Annotated in this window: 23 protein-coding genes; 13 read left to right on the forward strand and 10 right to left on the reverse strand. The window is 67.0% G+C overall.

Going from position 1 to position 26287, the window contains the following annotated elements; translation table 11 throughout:
* The first annotated feature begins 112 nt into the window (after positions 1-112).
* On the forward strand, positions 113-553 hold the full coding sequence (locus MNAB215_RS06345) for an Hsp20/alpha crystallin family protein (RefSeq protein ID WP_077077945.1): 441 nt from the start codon (positions 113-115) through the stop codon (positions 551-553).
* A gap of 56 nt (positions 554-609) precedes the next feature.
* On the opposite strand, the gene MNAB215_RS06350 is transcribed toward MNAB215_RS06345, so the two are convergent.
* Both MNAB215_RS06350 and MNAB215_RS06355 read right to left on the reverse strand, forming a co-directional pair.
* Positions 610-1137 (reverse strand): DUF302 domain-containing protein, encoded by a 528-nt coding sequence (locus MNAB215_RS06350; protein WP_077077946.1) that lies wholly within the window; start codon positions 1135-1137, stop codon positions 610-612.
* Between the two features lie 8 nt (positions 1138-1145).
* A complete protein-coding gene (locus tag MNAB215_RS06355) occupies positions 1146-2147 on the reverse strand; it encodes a quinone oxidoreductase family protein (RefSeq protein ID WP_077077947.1) in 1002 nt (333 codons plus the stop codon).
* Between the two features lie 85 nt (positions 2148-2232).
* On the opposite strand from MNAB215_RS06355, the gene MNAB215_RS06360 reads away from it, so the two are divergent.
* On the forward strand, positions 2233-2733 hold the full coding sequence (locus tag MNAB215_RS06360; RefSeq protein ID WP_077077948.1) for a winged helix-turn-helix transcriptional regulator: 501 nt from the start codon (positions 2233-2235) through the stop codon (positions 2731-2733).
* Here MNAB215_RS06360 and MNAB215_RS06365 read toward each other — a convergent pair.
* Entirely contained in the window at positions 2730-3491 is a 762-nt protein-coding gene (locus MNAB215_RS06365) for an isocitrate lyase/PEP mutase family protein (protein ID WP_077077949.1), read from the reverse strand. The two genes, MNAB215_RS06360 and MNAB215_RS06365, sit on opposite strands and share 4 nt — an antisense overlap.
* A gap of 112 nt (positions 3492-3603) precedes the next feature.
* Between MNAB215_RS06365 and MNAB215_RS06370 the strand changes: the two genes are divergently transcribed.
* From MNAB215_RS06370 to MNAB215_RS06385, 4 genes are all read left to right on the forward strand, one after another.
* A complete protein-coding gene (locus MNAB215_RS06370) occupies positions 3604-3900 on the forward strand; it encodes a hypothetical protein (protein ID WP_077077950.1) in 297 nt (98 codons plus the stop codon).
* Between the two features lie 79 nt (positions 3901-3979).
* A complete protein-coding gene (locus MNAB215_RS06375; protein ID WP_077077951.1) occupies positions 3980-4807 on the forward strand; it encodes a hypothetical protein in 828 nt (275 codons plus the stop codon).
* Between the two features lie 43 nt (positions 4808-4850).
* On the forward strand, positions 4851-6764 hold the full coding sequence (locus tag MNAB215_RS06380; RefSeq protein WP_077077952.1) for a fumarate reductase/succinate dehydrogenase flavoprotein subunit: 1914 nt from the start codon (positions 4851-4853) through the stop codon (positions 6762-6764).
* Positions 6764-7513: a succinate dehydrogenase/fumarate reductase iron-sulfur subunit gene (locus tag MNAB215_RS06385; protein WP_077077953.1), complete on the forward strand. Its 750-nt coding sequence runs from the start codon at positions 6764-6766 to the stop codon at positions 7511-7513. The genes MNAB215_RS06380 and MNAB215_RS06385 overlap by 1 nt, the downstream gene beginning before the upstream one ends.
* A gap of 18 nt (positions 7514-7531) precedes the next feature.
* Here the strand turns inward: MNAB215_RS06385 and MNAB215_RS06390 are convergent, their stop codons facing one another.
* Both MNAB215_RS06390 and MNAB215_RS06395 read right to left on the reverse strand, forming a co-directional pair.
* Complete coding sequence (locus MNAB215_RS06390; protein ID WP_077077954.1) at positions 7532-8020, reverse strand: flavin reductase family protein; 489 nt, start codon at positions 8018-8020, stop codon at positions 7532-7534.
* 38 nt (positions 8021-8058) lie between these two features.
* On the reverse strand, positions 8059-9084 hold the full coding sequence (locus tag MNAB215_RS06395; protein ID WP_077077955.1) for an isopenicillin N synthase family dioxygenase: 1026 nt from the start codon (positions 9082-9084) through the stop codon (positions 8059-8061).
* 201 nt (positions 9085-9285) lie between these two features.
* Here MNAB215_RS06395 and MNAB215_RS06400 point away from each other — a divergent pair, with 201 nt between their 5' ends.
* A complete protein-coding gene (locus MNAB215_RS06400; RefSeq protein ID WP_077077956.1) occupies positions 9286-11121 on the forward strand; it encodes an acyl-CoA dehydrogenase in 1836 nt (611 codons plus the stop codon).
* Positions 11122-11428: 307 nt separating this feature from the next.
* Here MNAB215_RS06400 and MNAB215_RS06405 read toward each other — a convergent pair whose 3' ends face one another.
* A complete protein-coding gene (locus MNAB215_RS06405) occupies positions 11429-12742 on the reverse strand; it encodes an acetyl-CoA C-acetyltransferase (protein ID WP_077077957.1) in 1314 nt (437 codons plus the stop codon).
* A gap of 144 nt (positions 12743-12886) precedes the next feature.
* Between MNAB215_RS06405 and MNAB215_RS06410 the strand changes: the two genes are divergently transcribed.
* A complete protein-coding gene (locus MNAB215_RS06410) occupies positions 12887-14251 on the forward strand; it encodes a 3-oxoacyl-ACP reductase (RefSeq protein ID WP_077077958.1) in 1365 nt (454 codons plus the stop codon).
* Complete coding sequence (locus MNAB215_RS06415; protein ID WP_077077959.1) at positions 14251-15102, forward strand: MaoC/PaaZ C-terminal domain-containing protein; 852 nt, start codon at positions 14251-14253, stop codon at positions 15100-15102. Before MNAB215_RS06410 ends, MNAB215_RS06415 begins: the two co-directional genes overlap by 1 nt.
* 7 nt (positions 15103-15109) lie before the next feature.
* On the opposite strand, the gene MNAB215_RS06420 is transcribed toward MNAB215_RS06415, so the two are convergent.
* From MNAB215_RS06420 to MNAB215_RS06430, 3 genes are all read right to left on the reverse strand, one after another.
* Positions 15110-16378, reverse strand: a complete 1269-nt coding sequence (locus tag MNAB215_RS06420; RefSeq protein WP_077077960.1) for a chloride channel protein — start codon at positions 16376-16378, stop codon at positions 15110-15112.
* 24 nt (positions 16379-16402) lie between these two features.
* A complete protein-coding gene (locus MNAB215_RS06425) occupies positions 16403-17056 on the reverse strand; it encodes a TetR/AcrR family transcriptional regulator (RefSeq protein ID WP_077077961.1) in 654 nt (217 codons plus the stop codon).
* Positions 17057-17122: 66 nt separating this feature from the next.
* Positions 17123-18265: a glycoside hydrolase family 3 N-terminal domain-containing protein gene (locus tag MNAB215_RS06430; protein WP_077077962.1), complete on the reverse strand. Its 1143-nt coding sequence runs from the start codon at positions 18263-18265 to the stop codon at positions 17123-17125.
* Between the two features lie 168 nt (positions 18266-18433).
* Between MNAB215_RS06430 and MNAB215_RS06435 the strand changes: the two genes are divergently transcribed.
* From MNAB215_RS06435 to MNAB215_RS06450, 4 genes are all read left to right on the forward strand, one after another.
* Positions 18434-18640, forward strand: a complete 207-nt coding sequence (locus MNAB215_RS06435; protein ID WP_077077963.1) for a DUF2613 family protein — start codon at positions 18434-18436, stop codon at positions 18638-18640.
* Positions 18641-18729: 89 nt separating this feature from the next.
* A complete protein-coding gene (locus MNAB215_RS06440) occupies positions 18730-18903 on the forward strand; it encodes a DUF2613 domain-containing protein (protein WP_066947240.1) in 174 nt (57 codons plus the stop codon).
* 64 nt (positions 18904-18967) lie between these two features.
* The gene (locus tag MNAB215_RS06445; protein WP_077077964.1) at positions 18968-23197 is read left to right on the forward strand and encodes an alpha-(1->3)-arabinofuranosyltransferase; all 4230 of its coding nucleotides are present in this window, start codon (positions 18968-18970) and stop codon (positions 23195-23197) included.
* Between the two features lie 3 nt (positions 23198-23200).
* On the forward strand, positions 23201-24622 hold the full coding sequence (locus tag MNAB215_RS06450; RefSeq protein ID WP_077077965.1) for a lipase maturation factor family protein: 1422 nt from the start codon (positions 23201-23203) through the stop codon (positions 24620-24622).
* 3 nt (positions 24623-24625) lie between these two features.
* On the opposite strand, the gene MNAB215_RS06455 is transcribed toward MNAB215_RS06450, so the two are convergent.
* Positions 24626-26272 carry an acetolactate synthase large subunit gene (locus MNAB215_RS06455; RefSeq protein WP_077077966.1) on the reverse strand — a complete coding sequence of 549 codons (1647 nt, stop codon included), beginning with the start codon at positions 26270-26272 and terminating at the stop codon, positions 24626-24628.
* Positions 26273-26287: the final 15 nt, after the last annotated feature.

A 26287-nucleotide genomic window follows, 5' to 3' on the forward strand; every position in this document is an offset into this window, starting at 1 on the left:
CACCCATGTGGAACTTAAGCGTGGTCGACTCAAGTTATTCCTTACAGCCGGCCGGCAGGGCGCCGGTCACAGCACATTCACAACGGAACTCAAGGAAGAAAAAGGAGATGCCATGAGTAACCTCGCATTGTGGTCGCGACCGACCTGGGACACCGACCGGTGGCTGCGCGACTTCTTCGGCCCCGCCGCGGCAGCGGACTGGGCTAAGCCAGTGACCAGCGGTTTCACGCCGGCTGCCGAGATCGTCAAGGACGGCGATGACGCGGTGGTACGGCTGGAATTGCCCGGTGTCGACGTCGACAAGGACGTCAACGTCGAGGTGGACAAGGGTCGCCTGGTCATCCACGGCGAACACCGCGACGAGCACTCCGAGGAGCAGAACGGCCGCACGTTGCGCGAAATCCGCTACGGCTCGTTCCGCCGGTCGTTCCAGCTGCCCGCACACGTCACCGGCGAGGCCATCGCGGCCTCCTACGACGCCGGCGTGCTAACGGTACGGGTCACCGGTGCGTACGCCGGAAGCCAGGCCCAGCGCATCGAGATCACCAAGTAGTTCCCGACGAGTACATCCGGCGAAGCCACCAGGCTTCGCCGGATGTCACGCTTCCGTTAGCCAAAAGCGAGATCGGCGTCAACGCCGATGATGCGCAACAGGTTTACCACTTTGCGATCCAGGCTCTCGCCCACCTTCGTCACCTCCGCGATGCCGAGGCTGCCGAATGCGGCGCTGGGCTGGTCCATCGAGAAGACAGCATTGCCGTCGGCGTCGGCGTGGATCAGCAGCCGTAATGGCGCGTACAGCAACGCCTTCGGGTCGTGCCGAAACATCGTCTCGGCGATGGTGTGGTTGCCGAGCAGGTACTCGATTGCTTTCGTGGCGTGGCCGGCCAGGCCGAGTAGTGGCAGCCCGTCGATCTTGGCGTAGACCATCAGGTCATTCGGCGCGTTGATCGCCGCGGCTGCCAGGACGTCATCCCAACTGCCGCCACGTTCGACAATTTGCCGCACTGTCGCGGGGTCGAAGTTGGGCGCCGCTTTCTCGAAGGCCCTGATGAATTCGTCGAACTCGACACCCGTCGCGATGTCGATGCGGTTCAGGGTGTGCGGCGTGACTTCAAACTCGACGCTATTTGTCATGGCATTCCTCACGATTCGATAGTTGGGTCTAGGACGATGACGCCGCGCACTTCGCGGCCTTCCAGCCGCCGATGGGCTTCGGCGGCTTGGTTCAGCGGCAGCACCTCGTCCACCTGCGACGTGATCTGCCCGGTTTTGAGGCCGTCGGTGAGGAAGCGCAGCGCGTTGCCGATCAGCTCGGGTCGGTCATAAAAGACTGGTAGGTAAAAGCCAATCAGCGCTTGTGATTTCGTCATGAGTCGACGGGGAGCGAACGGCTCGCCGGGGCCGCGCGACGAGCCGAGCAACAGATACCTGCCGAAGGGGGCCAGCGCGTCGAAGTTCTGCTCGAACACCTCCCCGCCGATCGACTCGATCAGGACGTCGACACCGCGCCCCGACGTCAGCTCGAGCACCTGGTCCGTCCATCCCGGCTCGTCGTAGGAGATCGCCGCGTCGGCGCCCAGTGCCCTGACGAACTCCCGCCGCTCCGACGTGCTTGCGGTGCCGATAATCGGCTTTGCTCCAAGCACTTTCGCGATCTGCACCGCAAGGCCGCCCACCCCGCCCGCCGCGCCGTGCACCAACAGCGACTCCCCTGTGCGCAGCGTCGTCGACGCTTGCAGCAACAGGTGTGCGCACGCGGCCTGGGCCGCGAACCCTGCCAACACCCGGAGGTCAGCGTCTTCGTCGACGACGGCACACAATGGCTCCTCGGCGACGGCGACTTGGGCGTAGGCCCCCTTCTTCATCAGGGCCACCACCCGACTGCCCACCGGCACCGAGGTCTGCGGACCGGTCGCGACCACGGTGCCCGCGACGGCGAGACCACCCACCTGGGGAAGCTGCACACCGCCCACGCGAGTCTCGGCCTTGTTGTAGACGCCCAGCCGCTCGCGAATGTCGGGAAAGTTGACGCCCACCGCGATGGTTTGGATGAGCAACTGCCCGGCACCGGGCGTGGGATCCGGAAGGTCCAGGTAATGCAGCACTTCCGGTCCGCCGAAGCGGTCGTAACTGACTGCCTTCATCGGGCCCTCGCTGGTTCGGTGAATGAACCTGACTGCTTGAACTATACGGTTCGGTGAACGAACCGGCAAGGGGTAGTATCGGGACGTGGCCCTTCCCCGCGAGTACCCCGACGAGAATTGCCCGATCGCTCGGTCCCTGGAGATCGTCGGCGAACGCTGGACGTTGCTGATCGTGCGCGACGCCTTCTACGGGGCGCGACGCTTCAGCGACCTCCACAATCACCTCGGCATTCCCAAGGCGGTGCTGGCCGACCGGCTTGCGTTCCTTGTCTCCGAAGGTGTGCTGACCAAGCAGGCGAACGAGTACGAGCTGACCGCCAAAGGCAGGCAACTGTGGCCAGTGATCTGGTCAATGATCACGTGGGGAGGCGAGCACTTGCTGGACAAGCCGACCCGGACCTACCGGCACGCGGACTGCGGCGGCGCCATCGGCCGGGACCGCGGCTGCCTGCGGTGCGGACAGGTTCCCGAGGTCGGCGATCTCGTCGCGCACCCGCCACGACGCCCCCGCGATTCGCGGGACGACCCGGTCAGCGAGGCGCTGCGGCGGCCGCACCGGATGCTCGAACCGATCAGGTCGGGCTAGCTCCAGCGGGCCAGCAGTTCGGCGGCCCGACGGCCCAGCGCAGCCTGCAGGAAGGGACCAAAGCTGATCCGGCCCACCCCGAGCGGACCGAATGACGCCGGATCGTCCTGGTCCGGCAGTGCGATCGCATTGATCGGCAACGGCAGCTCAACGGCCAAGCGCCGCAACGTCTCCGGGTCGTGACGACCCACTGGATAGAGGACGTCAGCGCCCGCCGCGGCTGCCTGAGTCAGTCGCTGCACAGCCCTTTCGACCCGATCGGCATCGTCACCGTCATTGCGCAGGAACAGATCGGTGCGGGCGTTGATCACCACATGCACCCCGGCCGCGTCGGCGGCCGACCGCAGCGCGCCGACCAACTCCGCGTGTTCACCGGCTGACCGCAGCCGCTTGCCCTCCGAGTGGACGGTGTCCTCGATATTGAGCCCGACGGCGCCGGCACTCAGCAGTCCCCCGATCAGGCGCTGTGCCGGCTCGGCATAGCCCGATTCGATGTCCACCGACACCGGAACGTCGACAGCCGCGGTGATTTGGGCGACGCGGGCCAGGACATCGTCGAACGACATGCCCTCGCCGTCGGGTTTGCCGACCGAGTCGGCCAGCGGATGACTGCCCACCGTGAGTGCGGCGAATCCGGCGTCCGTGGCCAGACGAGCCGACCAGGCATCCCAGACCGTCGGCAGGATCACCGGATTGCCCGGCTGGTGCAATTCGAGCAGCGCCGCGGCACGTTGCGCCAGCGTGGTTTGACCTGTCATCGGTGTTTGCTCCGTCGTCCCCCGAAGTCGCGAGTCCAGCGTCCGGTCCAGTGCTGTGGATACTATCGAGAGCGTACTGTGATCCGTGACACCCTCAGCCCTAGGAGATCCGTTGTCCACCACCACTGAACTCGCCGAGCTGCATGACCTCATCGGCGGCCTTCGGCGGTGCGTGAGTTCGTTGAAGGCGCGCTACGGCGACAGCCCGGCCATGCGCCGCATTGTTATCGACGCCGACCGAATCCTCAGCGATGTCGAACTACTCGACACCGATGTTTCTGAATTAGACCTAGCGGGCGCCACCGTGCAGCAATCCGGTGAGAAGATCGTCATTCCCGATACCGAATACGACAGCGATTTTTGGCGCGATGTCGACGACGAGGGTGTCGGGGGTCACAACCGGGCCTGACAATCCAAGCCCCCCGCGAAAAGTGGGGGTCTTTCTGTGTACCCTTCGAATCAACAGCCCGTTCGAAGAGGAACACTAGATGAGCGCACCCACGGCGAACAGTCCTGCGTCCGGTGTCTTTTCACCGACGCGCGCCCGCATCCAGGAGCGAACGCTCCGCACCGACCGGTGGTGGTTGTCGCCGTTGCGGATCGACCTCGGCTTCGCCGCATTTCTCATTTACGCGACGGCGCGAGGATTGCAGAAGGAATACTTCTTCGTCCCGCAGTATCACTACCTGACGCCGTTCTACTCGCCGTGCATGGCGAAGGCCTGCGGTGAGGCCAGCGAATTCTGGCCGCAGATCCTGCCGAACTGGTGGTTTGTGCCGTACGCGGCGCTGACGCTGCCATTCCTGCTGCTGTTCCGGCTTACCTGCTACTACTACCGCGGCGCCTACTACCGCACCGTGTGGCAATCGCCCACCGCCTGTGCAGTGGCCGAGCCGCGCGTGCACTACAGCGGCGAGACCAAGCTTCCGCTGATCATCCAGAACACCCACCGGTACTTCTTCTACGTCGCCGGCATCATCTCGGTGATCAACAGCTACGACGCGATCGTCGCGTTCCATTCCGGGAACGGGCCGGGCGGTTTCGGCTTCGGACTCGGCAACCTGATCCTGCTCGGCAACGTCATCATGCTCTGGATCTACACGTTGTCCTGCCATTCCTGCCGGCATGTGACCGGCGGGCGCCTCAAGCACTTCTCCAAACACCCTGTGCGGTACTGGATCTGGACCCAGGTAAGCCGGCTCAACACCCGGCACAAGCTGTACGCGTGGATCACGCTGGGCACGCTGATGTTCACCGACGCCTATGTCGCACTAGTGGCCAGCGGAACCATTTCAGACCTGAGATTTGTTGGCTGAGAAGCCCTCCCGAGGACAACAAGGAATAGTTGAGCGAGGTTTTATGACTGAGGTCGAACGGCACTCCTACGACGTCGTCGTGATCGGTGCCGGCGGCGCGGGTTTGCGCGCGGTCATCGAAGCGCGCGAACGCGGCCTCAAGGTTGCGGTCGTGTCCAAGTCGCTATTCGGCAAGGCCCACACGGTGATGGCCGAGGGCGGTTGCGCGGCCTCGATGGGCAACACCAACCCGAAGGACAACTGGAAGACCCACTTCGGCGACACCATGCGCGGTGGGAAGTTCCTGAACAACTGGCGGATGGCCGAGCTGCACGCCAAGGAGGCTCCCGACCGGGTCTGGGAGCTGGAGACCTACGGCGCGCTGTTCGACCGCCTCAAGGACGGCAAGATCAGCCAGCGGAACTTCGGCGGGCATACCTACCCGCGGCTGGCACACGTCGGTGACCGGACCGGCCTGGAGCTGATCCGCACCATGCAGCAGAAGATCGTCTCGCTGCAGCAGGAGGATTTCGCCGAGCTCGGCGACTACGAAGCGCGGATCAAGGTGTACGCCGAATGCGCGATCACCGAGCTGCTCAAGGACGGCGACCGGATCGCCGGGGCGTTCGGCTACTGGCGCCAGAGCGGCAACTTCATCGTCTTCGACGCTCCAGCGGTGGTGTTGGCCACTGGCGGGATCGGCAAGTCGTTCAAGGTGACGTCGAACTCGTGGGAGTACACCGGCGACGGCCACGCGCTGGCACTGCGGGCCGGCGCGACGCTGATCAACATGGAGTTCATCCAATTCCACCCGACGGGCATGGTGTGGCCACCGAGCGTGAAGGGGATCCTGGTCACCGAGGGTGTGCGCGGCGACGGTGGAGTGCTGAAGAACTCCGAGGGCAAGCGCTTCATGTTCGACTACATCCCCCCGGTGTTCAAGGGCCAATACGCCGAATCCGAGGACGAGGCCGACCAATGGCTCAAAGACAACGACTCGGCCCGTCGCACCCCGGACCTACTGCCCCGCGATGAGGTCGCGCGCGCCATCAACTCCGAGGTCAAGTCGGGTCGCGGCACCCCGCACGGCGGGGTCTACCTCGACATCGCCTCCCGGTTGACACCCGAGGAGATCAAGCGACGGCTGCCGTCGATGTACCACCAGTTCATGGAGCTGGCCGGTGTCGACATCACCAAGGAGCCGATGGAAGTCGGGCCCACTTGTCACTACGTGATGGGCGGTGTCGAGGTAGACCCCGACACCGGCGCGGCCACCGTCGCCGGGCTGTTCGCCGCGGGTGAGTGCTCCGGCGGCATGCACGGCTCCAACCGGCTGGGCGGCAACTCGCTGTCGGACCTGCTCGTCTTCGGCCGCCGGGCCGGGCTGGGCGCCGCCGACTACGCACGCGCGCTGGCCAGCCGCCCCACGGTGTCCGACGAGGCCATCGAGATCGCGGCGCAGCGGGCGCTGGCCCCCTTCGAGGCACCGGCGAACGGCGCCACCGCGGAGAACCCGTACACGCTGCAGTCCGAACTGCAGCAGTCGATGAACGACCTGGTCGGGATCATCCGCAAGTCGGAAGAGATCACCGAGGCCCTCGAACGGCTGACCAAACTCCGCGAGCGCTTCAAGCACATCCACGTCGAGGGCGATCGCCCGTATAACCCCGGGTGGAACCTGGCCATCGACCTGCGCAACCAGTTGCTGGTCAGCGAATGTGTCGCCAAGGCCGCGCTGACCCGCACCGAGAGCCGCGGTGGACACACTCGCGACGATCACCCCGGGATGGACCCGTCGTGGCGCAAGGTGCTGCTGGTCTGCCGCGTGGCCGGCGACGACGTGATTCCCGACGTCACCATCACCCGAGAAGACCAGTCCCCGATGCGTGAGGATCTGCTGGAGCTCTTCGAGATCTCCGAGCTGGAGAAGTACTTCACCGACGAAGAGCTGACCGAACACCCAGGACGGAGAAGCTGATGAGCGGCTACAACGCGAACTTGCGGGTGTGGCGCGGTGACGACACCAGCGGCGCGCTGCAGGACTTCACCGTCGAGGTCAACGAGGGCGAGGTGGTGCTCGACATCATCCATCGCCTGCAGGCGACCCAGACACCCGATCTCGCAGTCCGCTGGAATTGCAAGGCGGGCAAGTGTGGATCGTGCTCGGCCGAAATCAACGGCATGCCCAAGCTGATGTGCATGACCCGGATGTCCACGTTCGCCGAGGATGAAGTCGTCACCGTGACGCCGTTGCGAACCTTCCCAGTGATCCGCGACCTGGTCACCGACGTCTCGTTCAACTACGAGAAGGCCCGCGAGATACCGTCTTTCGCGCCGCCCAAGGATCTACAACCCGGCGAGTACCGGATGGCGCAGGTCGACGTCCAGCGCTCGCAGGAGTTCCGTAAGTGCATCGAGTGCTTCTTGTGCAACAACGTCTGCCACGTGGTCCGCGACCACGAGGAGAACAAGAAGTCCTTCGCCGGTCCCCGCTTCCTGATGCGGGCCGCCGAGCTCGAGATGCATCCGCTGGACACACTGGACCGGCGCGACCAGGCCCAGGAGGAATTCGGCCTGGGCTTCTGCAACATCACCAAGTGCTGCACCGAGGTCTGCCCGGAACACATCAAGATCACCGACAACGCGCTGATCCCGATGAAAGAGCGCGTCGCCGACCGCAAATACGACCCCGTCGTGTGGTTGGGCAACAAGCTGTTTCGCCGCTGACGAGCGGGCGCTGAAACCTCAGCCGCCGAGCCGGCGGAAAGCGCTGCGGTGGAACACAATCGGCGCGACCTCGGCGTCGATTGTCACCTCCGAAACCCGCAGCACCACGATGGTGTGATCGCCGGCGGGAATCAGTTGCTCGATCGCGCTTTCCAGCCATAGGCCGGTGCCCTTGATGAAGACGGCACCCGAGTCGTTGGACACCGTCTCCATGCCGGCGAACCTGTCCCCGTTCTTGGCGGCCAGCGTGCGCGCGGCCTCGTCGTGGGCCTCGCCCAGCACGCTGATGCCCAGCATCGGCAGGTCTTTGAGCTTGGGCCAGGTCGTCGAGGTGTTCTGCACGCAGAACGACACCAACGGCGGGTCCAGCGAAACCGGGACAAATGTGCTGGCCGCCAAGCCCACCCGGGTTCCGGACACCTCCGCGGCAATGGCCACCACGCCGGTCGGGAAGTGGCCGAAGGCCTCACGCAGCGTCGACGCTGTCAGCTTGTTCGTCTCGTTCACCAGACTTCATTCGCCCCTTGAGCCGAAGACGGAATCCTTCATTCGACCCTACCTGCCGAGTATCCATGTGCGTCAGCCACATCCGGGTGCGCACGCAACCTGCTTTTCCACGCGTTGCGCCCGTAAACCGAGAAGATCGGGTCCGACGGGTCCTCGGTTGGCGACCAGCGTGTGTCGGTGCGCGCCGCGAGGTCGTCGGGCAGCGACAGCACCGGTAGCTGCGCGTCCAGGCGCGGATTGAAGAAGAAGGGCACCGAAATCCGTTCGGTCGCCGGCCCGTCGAGGTGTACCCGGTGCTCGGTCGCCCGCAGGTAGCCGCGCGTCGCGACCTCGAGCAGCTCGCCGATGTTGACGATGAACGCGCCGTCCATGGGTGGCACGTCGACCCAGCCCCCGTCCGGCTGCGCGGGTGCTCCGCGGCGTACCTGCAGGCCGCGGCTGCCCGGCTCGGGCAGCAACAGTGTCAGCACCCCGGAGTCTCGATGCGCACCCACGCCCTGCGAGCTGGCGGCGCGGGCGGGATAGCGGATGATCTTGATCAGCGTGGCGGGCGCTTCGGCGAATGCCGAATCGAAGACGTCCGGCGAAGCGCCCAACGACGCCGCCCAATGCGCCAGCAGCGTCCGGGCTACCGAGGACAGTGCGGCATCCCATTCGCCGACGATCCCCGGCAGCTCGGGCAGCGCCGCCGGCCATTGATTCGGGCCCTGCAGCCACAGATAGTCCGGTGCGCCGGTACCGCCGGCCGACGGGCGCTCGGGTCCGATATCAATCTGCTCGCGCCAATCGACCTCACCGCGGGTCAGCTCGCCGCCCAGCCGGGTGTAGCCGCGGAAGTGCGGGCTGCGCATCATGGCGATCGCATCCTTGTCGGCCTGCGGGAGTTCGAACAATTCGCGGGCGGCCGCGAGCATCCGTCCGACGAGCGCCGCTGGCACGTCATGGCCGGTCAGATAGAAGAATCCCACCTCGTGAGCTGCCTCACGCAGGGTCGTGCGAAGTTGGCCGGAACACGCCCGCAAATCCACGACGGGCAGCGTTGCGGCGCGCTGCACACTCGTCATGTTTCCATTATCGCCGCAGGTAGCGGGGCCACCCAAGCGGTAGGGCGACACTGGCCAACCGGTTGGTTAGTTAGACGGTGCAATATAGCTCACATTGACTTGCGTCAAGCTCGCTAACGGTTTAATTTTAATCGTGTTACTGGTGGGTAACTTAGCCCAAGTACCCAACCACACGTGGTTTTCTCAACGAGGAGGAACGTAGTGAGCCACTACAAGAGCAACGTCCGTGACCAGGTTTTCAACCTGTTCGAGGTATTCGGCGTTGACAAGGCCCTAGGCCAAGGCGAGTACAGCGACCTCGACGTCGACACCGCCCACGAAATGCTGACCGAGATGAGCCGGCTGGCCGAGGGGCCCGTCGCCGAGTCATTCGTCGAGGGCGACCGCAACCCGCCGGTCTTCGACCCGAAATCCCACTCCGTGACGTTGCCGGAAGCCTTCAAGAAGTCGGTCCGCGCAGTGCAGGACGCAGGCTGGGACAAGGCCGGCATCGACGAGGTGCTCGGTGGCATGCCGATGCCCAAGGCGCTGGTCTGGGCGCTGCACGAGCACATCCTCGGCGCCAACCCCGCGGTCTGGATGTACGCCGGCGGCGCCGGATTCGCCAACATCATCTACCACCTCGGCACCGAGGAGCAGAAGAAGTGGGCCGTGCTCTGCGCTGAGCGCGGGTGGGGCGCGACCATGGTGCTGACCGAGCCGGATGCCGGCTCGGACGTCGGCGCCGGCCGCACCAAGGCGGTCCAGCAGGCGGACGGCTCCTGGCACATCGAAGGAGTCAAGCGGTTCATCACTTCCGCCGACTCCGATGACCTGTTCGAGAACATCGTTCACCTGGTACTGGCCCGGCCCGAGGGCGCGGGCGCCGGCACCAAGGGGCTGTCGCTGTTCATCGTCCCCAAGTTCCTGTTCGACCACGAGACCGGCGAGCCGGGTGAGCGCAACGGCGTATTCGTCACCAACGTCGAGCACAAGATGGGCCTGAAGGTCTCCGCGACCTGCGAGCTGTCCTTCGGTCAGCACGATGTGCCGGCCCAGGGCTGGCTGGTCGGCGAGGTGCACAACGGCATCGCGCAGATGTTCGAGGTCATCGAGATGGCCCGAATGATGGTGGGCACCAAGGCAATCGCCACCCTGTCGACCGGCTACCTCAACGCACTCGAGTACGCCAAGTCCCGGGTGCAGGGCGCCGACCTCACCCAGATGACAGACAAGACCGCGCCGCGGGTGACCATCACGCACCACCCGGACGTGCGCCGGTCGCTGATGACCCAGAAGGCCTACGCCGAGGGTCTGCGTGCGCTCTACCTGTACACCGCGACCTTCCAGGACGCGGCGGTCGCCGAGGCGCTGCACGGTGTGGACGCCGATCTGGCCGTCAGGATCAACGACCTGATGCTGCCCGTGGTCAAGGGTGTGGGTTCCGAGCAGGCCTACGCCAAGCTGACCGAGAGCCTGCAGACATTCGGTGGTTCCGGCTTCCTGCAGGACTACCCCATCGAGCAGTACATTCGTGACGCGAAGATCGACTCCCTCTACGAGGGCACCACCGCCATCCAGGCGCAGGACTTCTTCTTCCGGAAGATCGTCCGCGACAAGGGTGCGGCGATGGCCCACGTGTCGGGTGAGATCCAGGAGTTCGTCGACAGCGAGTCCGGCAACGGACGGCTCAAGAGTGAGCGCGAGCTGCTGGCCAAGGCGCTGGCCGATGTCCAGTCGATGGCGGCCACGCTGACCGGATACCTGATGGCTGCCCAGGAAGACGTCAGCAGCCTGTACAAGGTGGGGCTGGGTTCGGTTCGCTTCCTGATGAGCGTCGGCGACCTGGTTATCGGCTGGTTGCTGCAGCGCCAGGCCGCAGTGGCCGTGCAGGCGCTCGACGAGGGCGCCAGCGGATCCGAGCGGTCCTTTTACGAGGGCAAGATCGCGGTGGCCTCGTTCTTCGCGAAGAGCTTCCTGCCGCTGTTGAGCAGCACTCGCGAGATCATCGAGACGCTGGATAACGACATCATGGAGCTCGACGAGGCCGCTTTCTAGGCCGCCTCTGCGACCACGAACGCAAGAATCCCCCGCTTCGCCATTGAAGCGGGGGATCTTGTGTCTCGGGGTGCGTCCCAAAAAGACCGCCGCTGGATCCCCTCACTCCAGCGGCGGCCCTTTTCGCACGCCGTTCCGAAGACCGGCGGCCGTATCGGGGATGCCCCGTGTTGCCGTCGGGGTCGGGGTTCTGACCACAACACAGGGCCATCCGACACTTGGATTACCCATCTATTCCCGCTCCTAAGCCACTGTGACAAAGTTCATCCCCGCGGCGGGCGGGCCAAAGAGGCGGGCCGAAAACCCGTCAGGCCTGCAGAATCGCGGCCACGCCCTGGCCCCCAGCAGCGCAGATGGAAATGAGCGCCCGGACGGGTCCGCCGCCCTTTCGCTCCGCCTTCTGCTCGGCCAGCTGCTTGGCCGCCTGCGCGAGGATCCGCCCGCCCGTGGCCGCGAAGGGATGGCCGGCAGCCAGTGACGAACCGTTGACGTTGAGCTTCGACCGGTCGATCGATCCCAGCGCGGCGTCCAGGCCCAGCCGCTCCTTGCAGTAATCCTCGGACTCCCAGGCCTGCAGGTGAGCCAGCACCACCGAGGCGAACGCCTCGTGGATTTCGTAGAAGTCGAAATCCTGCAGGCTCAGCCCGTTGCGGGCCAGCAGCCGGGGCACCGCGTAGGTCGGCGCCATCAGCAGGCCGTCACGCCCGTTGACGTAGTCGACCGCGGCCGTCTCGGCATCCACCAGATAGGCCAGCGGCGCCAATGAATGATCGGCTGCCCATTGCTCGCTGGCCAGCAGCGCGACCGAGGCGCCGTCGGTCAGCGGAGTGGAGTTGCCCGCTGTCATCGTCGCGTCGCCGGCCTTTACACCGAAAACGGGACGTAGCGTGGCCAGCTTCTCGACACTGCTGTTGGCCCGCAGATTGTCGTCGCGGTAGAGCCCCAGGAAGGGCGTGACCAGGTCGTCGAAGAAGCCACGATCGTAGGCGGCGGCCATGTTGCGGTGGCTGGCGACGGCCAGCTCGTCCTGGTCGACGCGCTTGATCCCGAGTTGTTTGGCGGTGATGGCAGCGTGCTCCCCCATCGACAGCCCGGTGCGGGGCTCACTGTTGGCGGGGATTTCGATGCCCAGGGTGGCGGGCAGCGTGCCCACCAGCCTCAACCGCGCGACGTTGGATTTGGCCCGGCGCAGTTTCAGCAGGGTGCGGCGCAGGTTGTCGCCCAGGCCGATGGGCGGGTCAGAGGTGGTGTCCACCCCACCGGCGGCGGCCACGTCGTAGCGGCCTGCCGCGATGCCGTCCGCGGCAGCGATCGCCGCCTGCAGTCCGGTGCCGCAGGCCTGCTGGATGTCGAACGCCGGCGTGTAGGACGACAGCTCCGAACCGAGCACGCACTCGCGCATCAGGTTGAAGTCGCGGCTGTGTTTGAGCACCGCCCCGCCGACTACCACGCCCAGTTGCTGGCCGGCCAGCCCGAACCGGTCTACCAGCCCGCCCAGGGCCGCGGTGAACATGTCCTGGTTGGACGCCTCCGCGTAAGCGCCGTCGGATCGCGCGAACGGGATGCGATTGCCGCCCAACACGGCGACCTTTTGCCTGTTCTCAGCACTTACAGGGGCCATGTTTTTCTCCGTGTCTCCAGCTTCGTCAGTTTGGGGATCGGCCGATGAGGCCATACTACTCACCGTTCTTACTCTGCAGTAAGTTCGTCCTCGATACGGTTGACCTGTAACGGCAGACCTCGCAAGCAAACGGAAGGCAGCTCAGTGGCTCCCAATGGTTCGTCCGATCTGTTCTCCCACGTCGTCAACTCCGGCCCCGGTTCCTTCGTCGCAAAACAACTCGGCGTCCCGCAACCCGAGAACCTGCGCCGCTACCGGCCCGGTGATGCCCCGCTGGCCGGATCGCTGTTAATCGGGGGTGAGGGCAGGGTGGTCGAGCCGCTGCGCGCCGCGCTGGAGAGGGACTACGACCTGGTGGTCAACAACCTGGGCGGCCGCTGGGCCGACCAGTTCGGCGGCCTGGTTTTCGACGCCACCGGGATCACGGCACCGGCCGGGCTCAAAGCCCTGCACGACTTCTTCACGCCGCTGCTGCGCAACCTGGGCCACTCCGCCCGCGTCGTCGTCGTGGGCACGACGCCCGACTTGGCGGGCAGCACCGACGAGCGGATCGCGCAGCGCGCGCTGGAGGGCTTCACCCGATCGCTGGGCAAGGAGCTGCGCAACGGCTCCACCGCAGCGCTGGTATACCTCTCGCCTGCGGCCAAACCCGCCGCGACCGGTCTGGAATCCACCCTTCGGTTCATCCTGTCGGCCAAGTCGGCCTACGTCGACGGCCAGGTGTTCTACGTCGGGGAGGCCGACTCCACGCCCCCGGCCGACTGGGACAGGCCGCTGGACTCGAAAGTCGCCATCGTGACCGGTGCCGCCCGCGGAATCGGGGCGACGATCGCCGAGGTGTTCGCCCGCGACGGCGCCCGGGTGGTCGCAATCGACGTGGAGTCCGCCGCCGACGCCCTGGCCGAAACCGCCAGCAGGGTCGGCGGCACCGCACTGTGGCTCGACGTCACCGCGGACGACGCCGTCGACAAGATCACCGAGCACCTGCGCGACCACTACGCCGGGCACGCCGGCATCCTGGTCAACAACGCCGGTATCACCCGCGACAAGCTGCTCGCCAACATGGATGATGCCCGCTGGGATGCCGTCTTGGCCGTGAATCTGCTTGCCCCGCAACGCCTTACCGAGGGCCTGGTCGGTAACGGCAGCATCGGCGAAGGCGGCCGGGTGATCGGCCTGTCGTCGATGGCGGGCATCGCGGGCAACCGCGGGCAGACGAACTACGCGACCACGAAGGCCGGCATGATCGGGCTCACCCAGGCGCTGGCACCCAGCCTCTACGAGAAGGGCATCACCATCAACGCCGTCGCGCCGGGATTCATCGAAACCCAGATGACGGCGGCCATTCCGTTGGCCACCCGCGAGGTGGGCCGCCGGATGAACTCGCTACTGCAGGGCGGCCAGCCCGTCGACGTCGCCGAGGCCATCGCTTACTTCGCCAGCCCTGCATCAAATGCAGTGACCGGAAACGTTATTCGCGTTTGCGGCCAAGCCATGTTGGGTGCGTGATGAACCAGCCAAGCGGCCTGAGGAACATGTTGCGCGCGGCCGCAGGAGCGCTGCCACTGGTGCCCCGCGGTGATCAGCTACCCAGCCGCACGGTGACCGTCGAAGAGCTGCCCATCGACCACACGAACGTGGCCGAGTACGCGGCGATCACCGGACTGCGCTACGGCAACAACGTGCCGCTCACCTACCCTTTCGCGCTGACCTTTCCGGCGTTGATGTCCCTGGTGACCGGCTTCGACTTTCCCTTCGCCGCAATGGGATCGGTGCACACCGAGAATCACATCACGCAGTACCGGCCGATCGCGGTCACCGACACCGTCGGGGTGCGCGTACACGCGGAAAACCTGCGCGAGCACCGCAAGGGCATGCTGGTCGACCTGGTGACCGACGTCAGCGTGGGCAATGACGTTGCCTGGCACCAGGTTACGACGTTCCTGCATCAGCAACGCACCAGCTTGTCCGACGAGCCCAAACCGCCGCCGCAGAAGCAGCCGAAGCTGCCGCCGCCCAGCGCGATCTTGCGCATCACCCCCGGCCAGATTCGGAGATATGCCGCCGTAGGCGGTGATCACAACCCGATCCATACCAACCCGATCGCCGCCAAGCTGTTCGGCTTCCCGACCGTCATCGCACACGGAATGTTCAGTGCCGCAGCGGTGTTGGCCAACATCGAGGCTCGACTACCCGACGCCGTGCGGTATTCGGTGCGCTTCGGTAAGCCGGTGATACTGCCCGCGACCACCGGCCTCTACATCGACGAAGGTGACGCCCGCGCCGGCGGCTGGGAGCTGTCGTTGCGCAATATCGCCAAGGGGTACCCGTACCTGACCGGCACGGTGCGGGCGCTGTAGTAGCCGTTCAGCCGACGCGTTCGTCCTGCTTCTGCGCCCGCACGCCGCGGCGTCGCAGCAGCACGTTCAGTCCGTGTGCGCCGGTGGCGGTCAGCAGGAACACCAGAAACAGCCACAGCGGGGGCCGGGCGAGCTCCCAGACGAAAATCGCCGCCCAGATCGGCGACCCCTGGGTTACCGCGAGCACCCCGGCTGCACCGGCGAGCGAGACCGCGGGCACGTGCAAGTGCACGCCGGTCACCCAGTTGATCAGCAGCACCATCGACGCTCCGGCGGCAGCCCCAGTGGCCAGCGAGGGGGTCAGCATCCCGCCGGCCCCGCCCGCGCGCAGGAACAGCGCGGTCAGCAGCGGCTTCAGGATCAGGATCGCGACCGCCGCCGACAGCGTCAGCCCGCTGGCGAGACTGACGGTCAGGATGCTGCGTCCGTTGCCGGGCAACTCCGGCCACCAGTGCGAACAGACGCCCATCACCAGCCCCGCCCCGGCGAGCGCCGGGACCAGAACCCAGCTGCGGATCTGGCGGGCCGGGCGGGCCGCGGCCATGATCCGGTTGAACGCCAGTCCGACCCCCAGCGCCAGCGGCGCCATCATCAGCCCGTGCGCGGTCAGCAGATACGTCGACTCCCCGATCGGCCAGTCCAGGATGGGCTGATCGCGGGTGTCCACCGAGCCGACCGCGACGGCCAGGCTGGACGTGAGAAGCGCCGCACCCACGGCGCGCGGATGCCAGGTGTTGAGCATGATCCGCACCGAGAACAGCGCGCCGGCCAGCGGAACGGCGTACACCGCACCCAGTCCGGCGCCCGCGGCGCAGGACAGCAGGATCTCGCGGTCGCGGGCCGAGAGCCGCTTGAGCCATCCCGTCGCCAAATCGCCTAGCACCGCGGCGAATTGGCGAGGGGCGCCCTCCCTGCCCAGGGAAGCGCCGGAACCGACCAGCAGCACCTGCAGCATGGCGTCGACGCTCCACGACAGCCGCGGTATCCGCTCATGACGGGCGATGATCCCGGCCAACGGTGGAACCTGGGATCTGCGCCGCAGGATCCACCAGCCGATCCCCGCCAGCGCGGCGCCGGCCATCGGTCCCAGCACGCGGCGAACCGGGCTGCTGCCGCTGACCCCGGTGAGCATGGTGCCGAAGCTGTAGTGATAGGTCAGGTGCTGGACGAAGCGCAGCACGAATGTCGTCGACAGGCCCGCGACCCCGGCCAGCAATCCAACGATGACCACCGCGCAAAAGAAGTCGACGTGCTTCGAGCGCCCCTGGAAGGCCACTGCACGAATCTATGTCACCGGCGACTAGCCGGCAGCGACGTTATGGCCGCCCTTGTCGGGAAGCGCGGCGGCATCGAGGTCGCGGTCCTGCGGTACACCCCGCAGGCCGTGCCAGAACAGCTCGATCATCAGCTCGGCGGCGTCGTCGGCGTCGACATCGCCGGTGGAAAGGCGGTTGGCCATCGCCTCGCCCGCGCCCACCAGCGCCACCGCCATCATCTGATGCTCGGTGTCCGGCCGCGGGGTGCGACTGCCGGCCCGCACCAGCCCCGCCACCAGCTCGATGATCTGCTCGCGGCCTTCACGCACGGTGTGCGCGAAGGCCTGCGAACTGATCGCCTGTGTGTACATCACAATCCAGGACGCCCGGTTGGCTTCGATGTAGCGCAGGAACGAGACGATGGTGTTGCGCAGCAAGTCCCTCGGGCTCTTGGTGAAGTCGATATCGGCGCGCACCGCCTCGATGAAGCGGCTCAATTCGCGGTTCAGGCAGGCGCCGAACAAGTCCTCTTTGGAACCGTAGTAGAGGTAGAGCATCGGCTTGGAGATCTCGGCCGCGGCGGCGATGGTGTCCATCGAGGTCTCGTGATAGCCGTTGACCGAGAACATCTGCACGGCGGCGTCGAGCATCTGCTGTTCACGGACAGCACGCGGTAACCGCTTGGTACCACCTGCCATCCGCTGTGCCCTTCTAAGCCCTTCTCGCCTGTCTATCTGAATCCAGAGTAACGATGATGCAGCGCGTTAGTGTCCACACGCCCGGCTACGGCCCTTCATCGTCGCCAGCCGCGCCACCGATTGGTCCACTGAAGGCATGCTCAATTCGCCTGCGGCCACGGCCTTCTCCAGCCTGTCCAGCACCGCGGGCACCTCGTCGGTGGTGACCCAGAGCGCGACGTCGATCCCGGCCTGCAGGGTGCGCAGCGCCGCCTCGGCCACGCCGTAGCGATCCGAGATCGCGCCCATGCTGGACAGGTCGTCGCTGAACACCGGACCGTTGAAAGGCGGTGCGCCGTAGCCGATGCCGTCACGCAGCAACTGCACCGCGGGCCGGCTCAGGGTGGCCGGGTCGTCACCGGTCAGCCCGGGAACCTGCAGGTGGCCCACCATCACTCCGACCGGGTTCGCGGTGAGCAGCGTCCGGTAGGGCACCAGGTCGACGTTCTGCAGGTCGCTCAGCGGCGGGGTCACGACGGCGCCGGTGTGTGAATCACCCGAGCCATGCCCGTGGCCGGGGAAGTGCTTGAGCACCGGCAGCACCCCGGCGTCGCGCAGACCCTGTGCGTAGGCCCCGGCGTACTGGGTGACCGTATTCGGATCGTTGCCGAACGAGCGGTTGCCGATGACGCCGTCGTCGGGGGCGTCGGTCACGTCGACGACCGGCGCGAAGTCGATCGTGATGCCCAGGTCGTGCATCTTCTTGCCGCGATCGGCCGCCAGATCGTGGACTTGAGCGGGTGTCTGGGTCTGGGCCAGCGTCCGGGGTGACGGAGACGACCCGATCAACGATCGCAGCCGCGACACCCGGCCGCCCTCTTCGTCGACGCTGACGGCCAGCGGCAGCGGCCCGGCGCTGCCCGCGATGTCGGCCAACGCCCCCTTGAAGATGGAGAGGTCCGTCCAGCTGCCGATGAAGATGCCGCCGACGTGGTAGCCGTTCACGACGCCCCGGGCGTCGTCGGCGCTCTTCACTCCGACCATCAACAGCTGCGCCAGCTTGTCGCGGGTCGACAACGCCGTTGCCGGATCGCCGCAGACCGGTGGGGCGGGCGCGGCCACCGGCTTGCTGACCGGGGTCGACGCTCCGGGCCGTGGCGTGTCGTGCCCGCAGCCCACTACCAGCGCCGATGCGGCGGCGAGCACAGCGAGGGTGCGCGGGAAGGCCATCGGGTCATGTTGTCACGACGCATATCGGGCCCGGCGCCCCGCACCGAGGCGCGCCACCGCCGCTCGCTTCACTGCTGGCCGGGGCAACCCCTGTTACCTTGGCGATTGACCCTATTGACTGGCAGGGACTAGCGCGAGCTAGCAGGGGACAACGCGAGGGAGCCAGCGATGACCGGGTTCACCTTGGCAGCCGTCGCCAGCATCGCGGCGGGCCTGTCGATCGGGGCCGCGGCGGCGGTCGGCGCCACGCTCGCGGTCGAAGGCCACACCATGGTGCCCGCCCAGGCTCCGCCGACGCCGGTGAACATTTCCGGGCCACTGCCGGTGAACTACGGCGATCGGTGCTTTCACGGGCATTGCATACCCTGGCCGTGACTCACCGGCCAGGAGGGCGACGGCCATTCTGCTAGGTTGGCCTTTGGGTTGTCCTCAGCTACGACCGCGATTCCCCAAGGAGCCAGTCGATGAACCGGATCATTGCGCCCGCCGCCGCGAGCGTTGTGGTGGGTTTGCTGCTGGGCGCGGCGGCGATCTTCGGGGTCACGCTGATGGTGCAACAGGACACGAAGCCGCCACTCCCCGGGGGCGATCCGCAGTCGTCAGTGCTCAACCGGGTCGAGTACGGCAACCGTAGCTAACCCGGCGGCCAAGACTCCGCCGGCCGCGCCTGCGGAATCAGCCGCGGGCTCGTCGGCAACTCCGCTGTCCCGCCGCTGGCTGGTGCTGGTCGGGGCGACAGCGCTGGGGCTGACGTTCCTGCAGGCGCCCGGGCAGATATCGCCCGACACCAAGCTCGATCTGACCGCTAATCCGCTGCGGTTGCTGATGCGCGCCACCAACCTGTGGAACAGCGATCTGCCATTCGGCCAGGCCCAGAATCAGGCCTACGGTTACCTATTTCCGCACGGCACCTTCTTCTTGGCCGGCCACCTGCTCGGGCTGCCCGGCTGGGTGACGCAGCGGCTGTGGTGGGCGCTGCTCCTGACTGTCGGCTTCTGGGGGTTGCTGCGGGTCGCCGAGGCACTGGGAGTCGGTAGTCCGTCGTCGCGGGTGATCGGCGCGGTGGCGTTCGCGTTGTCGCCGCGGGTGCTGACCACGCTGGGCTCGATCTCGTCGGAAACCTTGCCGATCATGCTGGCGCCGTGGGTGTTGCTGCCCACGATTCTGGCGCTGCGGGCTCCGGCCCACAGGTCGGTCCGGGCGCTGGCCGCCCAGGCCGGGCTGGCCGTCGCGTTGATGGGCGCCGTGAACGCCATCGCCACCTTGGCGGGCTGTCTGCCCGCGGTGATCTGGTGGGCAAGCCACCGGCCCAACCGATTGTGGCGGCGCTACACCGCGTGGTGGCTGCTGGCCCTGGCCCTGGCCACGCTGTGGTGGGTGGTGGCGCTGGCGTTGTTGCGCAAGGTCAGCCCGCCGTTTCTGGATTTCATCGAGTCCTCCGGCGTGACGACGCAGTGGTCGTCGCTGGTCGAGATGCTGCGCGGCACCGACAGCTGGACCCCGTTCGTGGCACCGACGGCGACCGCGGGCGCGCCGCTGGTGACCGGGTCGGCGGCCGTGCTGGCGACCTGCCTGGTCGCAGCGGCCGGGCTGGCCGGTCTGGCCCTTCCGGGCATGCCGGCGCGGGGACGGCTGGTGACGATGCTGTTGGTCGGGGTGGTGTTGATGGCCGTCGGCTACAGCGGGGGGCTGGGCTCCCCGGTGGCCCACCAGGTACAGGTGTTCCTGGACGCCGCCGGGGCGCCGCTGCGCAATGTGCACAAGCTGGAGTCGGTGATCCGGATCCCGATGGTGCTGGGCATCGCGCAGCTGCTGAGCCGGATACCGCTGCCGGGCAGCGCGCCGCGGCCGGTGTGGCTGCGTGCATTCGCCCACCTGGAGCGCGACAAGCGGGTGGCGGCGGCCGTGGTGGTGCTGACCGCGCTGATGGTCAGCACCTCGCTGGCGTGGACCGGTCGACTCGCCCCGCCGGGGACGTTCAGCGCGATACCGCGGTACTGGCACGACGCCGCCGACTGGCTCAGCGAGCACAATTCTTCGCCGAACGGGAGCCCGTCCCCCGGACGTGTGCTGGTGGTCCCCGGTGCGCCGTTCGCCACCCAGGTCTGGGGCACCACTCATGACGAGCCGCTGCAGGTGCTGGGCAGCAGCCCGTGGGGCGTGCGCGACTCCATCCCGCTGACACCGCCGCAGACCATCCGGGCGCTGGATTCGGTGCAGCGCCTGTTCGCCGCCGGGCGCCCCTCGGCCGGTCTTGCCGATACCCTTACCCGCCAAGGTATTTCGTATGTGGTGCTGCGCAACGACCTGGATCCCGAGACGTCACGCTCGGCCCGCCCGATCCTGGTGCACCGCGCCATCGACGGATCGCCGGGGTTGCAGAAGGTCGCGCAATTCGGTGAGCCGGTGGGGCCCGGCACTCTGGCCGGGTTCGTCGCCGACAGCGGGCTGCGCCCGCGCTACCCGGCGGTGGAGATATACCGGGTCTCTCCGATAGGGGAGGCGGCAGGCGATCCCGGAGCGCCCTACTTCGTCGACACCGACCAGCTGGCCCGAGTCGACGGCGGGCCAGAGGTGCTGCTGCGCCTCGCCGAGCGGCGCCGGCTGCTGGGCCAGCCGCCGCTGGGTCCGGTCTTGATGACCGCGGACGCCCAAAATGCCGGTATGACAACGCCTCCCGGCGCCGGAGTGACGGTGACCGACACCCCGGTCGCGCGCGAAACCGACTATGGTCGCGTCGACGAGCACTCATCGGCGACCCGGGCCGCCGGCGATACCCGGCACACCTACAACCGCGTGCCCGACTACCCCGTTCCCGGCGCCGACACGGTTTTCGGCGGTTGGACCGGCGGCCGCATCACCGTGTCGAGTTCGTCGTCGGACTCCACCGCCATGCCCGACGTGGCCCCGGCCACCTCACCCGCGGCCGCGATCGACGGCGACCCGGCAACGGCGTGGGTATCCAGCGCACTGCAGACCGCCGTCGGGCAGTGGCTGCGAGTGGATTTCGACCACCCGGTGACCAACGCGGCGATCCCCCTGACGCCCAGCGCGACGGCCGTCGGCGCACAGGTACGACGCATGCTGATCGAAACCGCCACGGGCAGCACCACATTGCGGTTCGACGAAGCAGGTAAGCCGCTCACCGCGGCGCTGCCGTACGGCGAGACGCCGTGGGTGCGGGTCACCGCCACGGGCACCGACGACGGTTCGGGCGGTGTGCAGTTCGGCATCACCGACTTCTCTGTCACGCAGTACGACGCGGCCGGCTTCGCGCACCCGGTGAACCTGCGGCACACCGTGCTGGTGCCCGGACCGCCGGCGGGCGCTGCGGTCGCGGCATGGGATCTGGGATCGGAACTGCTCGGCAGGCCGGGCTGTGCCGCGGCTTCCGACACCGTGCGCTGTGCATCGTCGATGGCACTGGCACCGGAAGAGCCGGTGAACTTCAGCCGGACCCTGACGGTGGCGGCGCCGGTGTCGGTGAGCCCGACGGTGTGGGTGCGGCCACGACAGGGACCCAAGCTGGCCGATTTGATCGCCGAGCCGAATACCACTCGGGCTCAAGGGGATTCCGACACCCTGGACGTGCTTGGCTCGGCATACGCGGCCACCGATGGCGACCCGGCCACCGCGTGGACCGCGCCGCAGCGGGTGGTGCAGCACAAGACGCCGCCCACATTGACCATCACGTTGCCGCGGCCCACCGTGGTCACCGGGCTGCGGCTGGCCGCCAGCCGGTCGGCCCTGCCCGCGCACCCGACGATGGTGGCGGTCAACCTGGGCGACGGCCCCCAGGTACGGGACGTGCGCGCGACCGGTGACGCGCCGGGTCAACCGCAAGCCGTGTCGCTGCGACCGCGGATGACCGACACCGTCACGCTGAGCCTGCTCGATTGGCAAGACGTCATCGACCGCAACGCTTTGGGCTTCGACCAGCTCAAGCCGCCGGGGCTGGCCGGCGTCGCGGTGCTCGGCGCCGACGGGAACCCGATTGCGCCGGCCGACGCGACCCGAAACCGGGCGCGCGAGATCGTCGTCGACTGCGAACACGGGCCGGTCATCGCCGTCGCCGGCCGGTTCGTGCACACCTCGATCCGGACCACGGTGGGCGCGCTGCTGGACGGCGAACCCGTGGCCGCCAACGCGTGCGACCGCGAGCCGATCACGCTGCCCGCCGGGCAGCAGGAATTCCTGATCAGCCCCGGCGCCCAGTTCGTGGTGGACGGCGCGCGGCTGTCGACTCCGAACGGGCCGCCCAGTGCCGCAACACCGATGCGGGCCACGACCATGGCCTGGGGTCCCGACCGTCGCGAAGTGCGGGCCCCCGCGTCGGCCACCTCCCGGGTGCTGGTCATCCCGGAGAGCATCAACCCGGGCTGGGTGGCGCGCACCGGCAGCGGGGCCCGACTGACGCCGATCGCGGTCAACGGGTGGCAACAGGGCTGGCTGGTACCCGCGGGAGACCCCGGCACCATCACACTGACCTTCGCGTCCAACTCGCTGTACCGTGCCGGGCTCGCGCTCGGACTGGCGTTGCTGCCGCTGCTGGCCATGCTCGCGCTGTGGCGAACACGACGTGGCCATACCGAAGACGCACCCGCACAACCATGGAACCTCAGGGCGTGGGCCGCGGCTCCGGTGCTGGCGGCCGGGGCGGTGATCGCGGGCGTGGCCGGGGCCGTCGTGGTCGGCGGCGCCCTGGGCCTGCGGTACGCGCTGCGCCATCGAGAGCGCCTGCGCGACCGGCTCACCGTCGCGGTGAGCGCGGGCGGTCTTATCCTCGCCGGCGCGGCGCTGTCCCGTTACCCCTGGCGCTCGGTCGACGGCTATGCCGGTCATTCCGCGAATGTCCAACTGCTGGCCATGATTTCGCTCGCCGTGCTGGCCGCTTCGGTCGTGGCCCTGCCGAAGCGTTCGACGACTGGATAAGCCATGGGATGGTTTTCGGCACCCGAGTACTGGCTGGGCAGATTGCTGCTCGAGCGCGGCGCCGCGGCCATCTACCTGATCGCGTTCGTCGCGGCCGCCGCGCAGTTCCGGGCACTCATCGGTGAGCACGGAATACTACCGGTGCCAAGGTTTTTGGCCGCCCACTCGTTTTGGCGGACGCCGAGCGTCTTTCACCTCCGCTACTCCGATCGGTTGTTCGCGGCCGTCTCCTGGTTCGGTGCCACACTGTCGGCGGCGGTGGTCGCGGGTGCGGCCGACCTGGTGCCGCTGTGGGCGGCCATGCTGACGTGGTTGACGCTGTGGGTGCTCTACCTGTCGATCGTCAACGTCGGGCAGACCTGGTATTCCTTCGGCTGGGAATCTTTGCTGCTGGAGATCGGTTTTCTGATGATCTTCCTGGGCAACGACCAGATCTCGCCTCCGGTGCTGACGTTGTGGATGGCGCGGCTGCTGTTGTTTCGCGTCGAGTTCGGGGCCGGGCTGATCAAAATGCGCGGCGATCCCTGCTGGCGGGATCTGACCTGCCTGTACTACCACCACGAAACACAGCCCATGCCTGGGCCGTTGAGCTGGTTCTTCCATCACCTGCCCAAGCCGCTGCACCGAATTGAGGTGGCGGGCAACCACTTTGCTCAGCTGATCGTGCCGTTCGGGCTGTTCGCCCCCCAGCCGATCGCGACCGTAGCCGCGGCGACCATCGTCGTCACCCAATTGTGGCTGGTGGCATCGGGCAACTTCGCCTGGCTGAACTGGATGACGATCATCCTGGCGTTCAGCGCGATCGACCCGTCGTCGCTGTTGCCGGTGTCCACCGCGCCGGCGATAGCGCAACCACCGGTGTGGTTCGTCGTTGTGGTGCTCGTGTTCACCGTAGCGGTGCTGTTCCTCAACTACTGGCCGCTGCGCAACATGTTGTCCGCACGCCAACGAATGAACATGTCGTTCAACCCCTTTCATCTGGTAAACACCTACGGGGCGTTCGGCAGCATCGGCCGCATCCGGCGCGAGGTGGTGATCGAAGGCACCGAATCCTCGACGATCACCGGGCAGACGGTCTGGAAGGAGTACGAATTCAAGGGCAAGCCCGGTGCCCTGCGCCGGCTGCCGCGCCAGTGGGCCCCCTATCACCTGCGGCTGGACTGGTTGATGTGGTTCGCCGCAATCTCGCCGGACTACGCCCAGCCGTGGCTGAGGCCGTTTCTGCAACGCCTGCTGCGCAACGACCGATCGACACTGCGGCTGTTGCGGCACAACCCCTTTCCGGCGTCACCGCCGCTGTATGTGCGCGCCCGGCTCTACCAGTACCGCTTCACCACGGCGGCCGAGCTGCGCCGTGACCGGGCCTGGTGGCACCGCACGCTGGTGGGTGAATACCTTCCGCCGATGGCGCTGGGAGAATTCTGACGACTACAGCGTTTCGTCCAGCTCACCGAGCCGATCGGTCAACCGCAGGTTCTCCGAGTAGTCGACCGGGCAGCAGATCAGCGAGACACCATCGTCGTCGAGCGCCGCACGCAGCGTCGGTAACAGTTCTTCTGCGCTGTTGATCCGATAGCCTTTGGCACCGAAGCTTTCCGCGTACTGCAGGATGTCCGGATTGCCGAATTTGACGTAGTAGTGCTCGCCGAGCTCGAGATCCATCTTCCACTCGATAAGGCCGTAGCCGCCGTCCTCCCAGATCAGCACCACCAGCGGGATGCGCTCCCGCACAGCGGTTTCGATCTCCTGCGAGTTCATCAGGAACGCGCCGTCGCCCACGACGGCGAGCACCTTGGCCTCGGGCCGGGCCAGCTTGACCCCCAGGGCACCCGGGAGCGCAAAACCCATAGTGGACAACCCATTCGAGATCAGGCAGGTGTTCCGCTCATACGTCGGATAGAGCCGGGCCATCCACATCTTGGTGGCCCCGGTGTCGACCAGCACGACGTCGCTGCGGCCCAACGCTTCTCGCGTGTCGGCCACCACCCGCGCGGGAGCCAACGGGTAGCGCGAATCCTGTTGTCCGCGAGCAAATTCCTCGGCCAGCAGGCCCGATCCGGGAACCTCGGGCTCGGCCTCGTAGGTGTGGTCGGCCAGTCCGTCGGCGACTGCATCAAGGGAGTCGCTGATGTCGCCGATGATCCCGACGTCGACCGAATAGTGCGCGTCGACCTCGGCCGGGAAGCGGTGGATGTGGATGATCTTCTTGTCGGCCTGCGGGTTGATCCGGACCGGGTCGAATTCCTGCAGCTCGTAGCCGACGGCGATGATGACGTCGGCGTTGTCGAATCCGAAGTTGACATAGTCGTGCCGCATGAACCCGAGCGTCCCGATGCTGTTGGGGTGATCGTCGGGCATGACGCCCTTGCCGTGGAAGGTGTTGGCCACCGGTACACCGAATCTCTCGGAGAACCGCACCAGCGCCGCGGTGGCGTCGCTGCGCGCCGCGCCGTGCCCGGCCAGCACTACCGGCCGCTTCGCCGCGCGGAGAATGTCGACGGCACGTTCCACCTGGCCCGGCGCCGGCGCATCGGCGCGGACCACGTTGCGCGGCAATGGACTCAGGTCGTAGTCGGCCTCGTCGGCATCGATGTGCTCGGGCACGGCCAGGTAGACCGCGGCCGGGCGTTCGGTCTCGGCAAGCTTGAAGGCCTTGCGGAACATCTCGGGGATGGCGCGCACGGTGGGAACGCCGGCGGCCCACCGGGTGATCGGGGCGAACATCGATACCAGGTCGACGTATTGGTGCGATTCCTTGTACTGGCGGTCCTGGCCGACCTGCGCGGAGATCGCCACCATCGGCGTGCTGTTCGTGGTGGCGTCGGCGACGCCCAGCTGCATGTTGATCGCGCCCGGGCCCAGTGTGGCCGACACCACCGCGGCCCGGCCGGTGACCCGCCCGTACATCTCGGCCATGAACGCCGCGGCCTGTTCGTGCCGGGTGAGCACATACCGGATCTTCGAGGAGGCCAGCGCCTGCACGAAACGGATGTTCTCCTCACCAGGTAGTCCGAACACCACGGCGACGCCCTCGTTTTCCAGGCACTCCACCATCAACCGAGCGGCTTTTGTCATCCGACACCTCCCTAA

The sequence above is a fragment of the Mycobacterium numidiamassiliense genome (assembly GCF_900157365.1).
Classification (GTDB): domain Bacteria; phylum Actinomycetota; class Actinomycetes; order Mycobacteriales; family Mycobacteriaceae; genus Mycobacterium; species Mycobacterium numidiamassiliense.

What these genes read in the sequence shown, in the direction of transcription:
- MNAB215_RS06440 (WP_066947240.1), top strand. Translation starts at nt 18,730, where the DNA reads ATGAACCGGATCATTGCGCCCGCCGCCGCGAGCGTTGTGGTGGGTTTG.
- MNAB215_RS06425 (WP_077077961.1), bottom strand. Translation starts at nt 17,056, where the DNA reads ATGGCAGGTGGTACCAAGCGGTTACCGCGTGCTGTCCGTGAACAGCAG.
- MNAB215_RS06430 (WP_077077962.1), bottom strand. Translation starts at nt 18,265, where the DNA reads ATGGCCTTCCCGCGCACCCTCGCTGTGCTCGCCGCCGCATCGGCGCTG.
- MNAB215_RS06405 (WP_077077957.1), bottom strand. Translation starts at nt 12,742, where the DNA reads ATGGCCCCTGTAAGTGCTGAGAACAGGCAAAAGGTCGCCGTGTTGGGC.
- MNAB215_RS06380 (WP_077077952.1), top strand. Translation starts at nt 4,851, where the DNA reads ATGACTGAGGTCGAACGGCACTCCTACGACGTCGTCGTGATCGGTGCC.
- MNAB215_RS06350 (WP_077077946.1), bottom strand. Translation starts at nt 1,137, where the DNA reads ATGACAAATAGCGTCGAGTTTGAAGTCACGCCGCACACCCTGAACCGC.
- MNAB215_RS06375 (WP_077077951.1), top strand. Translation starts at nt 3,980, where the DNA reads ATGAGCGCACCCACGGCGAACAGTCCTGCGTCCGGTGTCTTTTCACCG.
- MNAB215_RS06395 (WP_077077955.1), bottom strand. Translation starts at nt 9,084, where the DNA reads ATGACGAGTGTGCAGCGCGCCGCAACGCTGCCCGTCGTGGATTTGCGG.
- MNAB215_RS06365 (WP_077077949.1), bottom strand. Translation starts at nt 3,491, where the DNA reads ATGACAGGTCAAACCACGCTGGCGCAACGTGCCGCGGCGCTGCTCGAA.
- MNAB215_RS06355 (WP_077077947.1), bottom strand. Translation starts at nt 2,147, where the DNA reads ATGAAGGCAGTCAGTTACGACCGCTTCGGCGGACCGGAAGTGCTGCAT.
- MNAB215_RS06435 (WP_077077963.1), top strand. Translation starts at nt 18,434, where the DNA reads ATGACCGGGTTCACCTTGGCAGCCGTCGCCAGCATCGCGGCGGGCCTG.
- MNAB215_RS06450 (WP_077077965.1), top strand. Translation starts at nt 23,201, where the DNA reads ATGGGATGGTTTTCGGCACCCGAGTACTGGCTGGGCAGATTGCTGCTC.
- MNAB215_RS06415 (WP_077077959.1), top strand. Translation starts at nt 14,251, where the DNA reads ATGAACCAGCCAAGCGGCCTGAGGAACATGTTGCGCGCGGCCGCAGGA.
- MNAB215_RS06455 (WP_077077966.1), bottom strand. Translation starts at nt 26,272, where the DNA reads ATGACAAAAGCCGCTCGGTTGATGGTGGAGTGCCTGGAAAACGAGGGC.
- MNAB215_RS06385 (WP_077077953.1), top strand. Translation starts at nt 6,764, where the DNA reads ATGAGCGGCTACAACGCGAACTTGCGGGTGTGGCGCGGTGACGACACC.
- MNAB215_RS06345 (WP_077077945.1), top strand. Translation starts at nt 113, where the DNA reads ATGAGTAACCTCGCATTGTGGTCGCGACCGACCTGGGACACCGACCGG.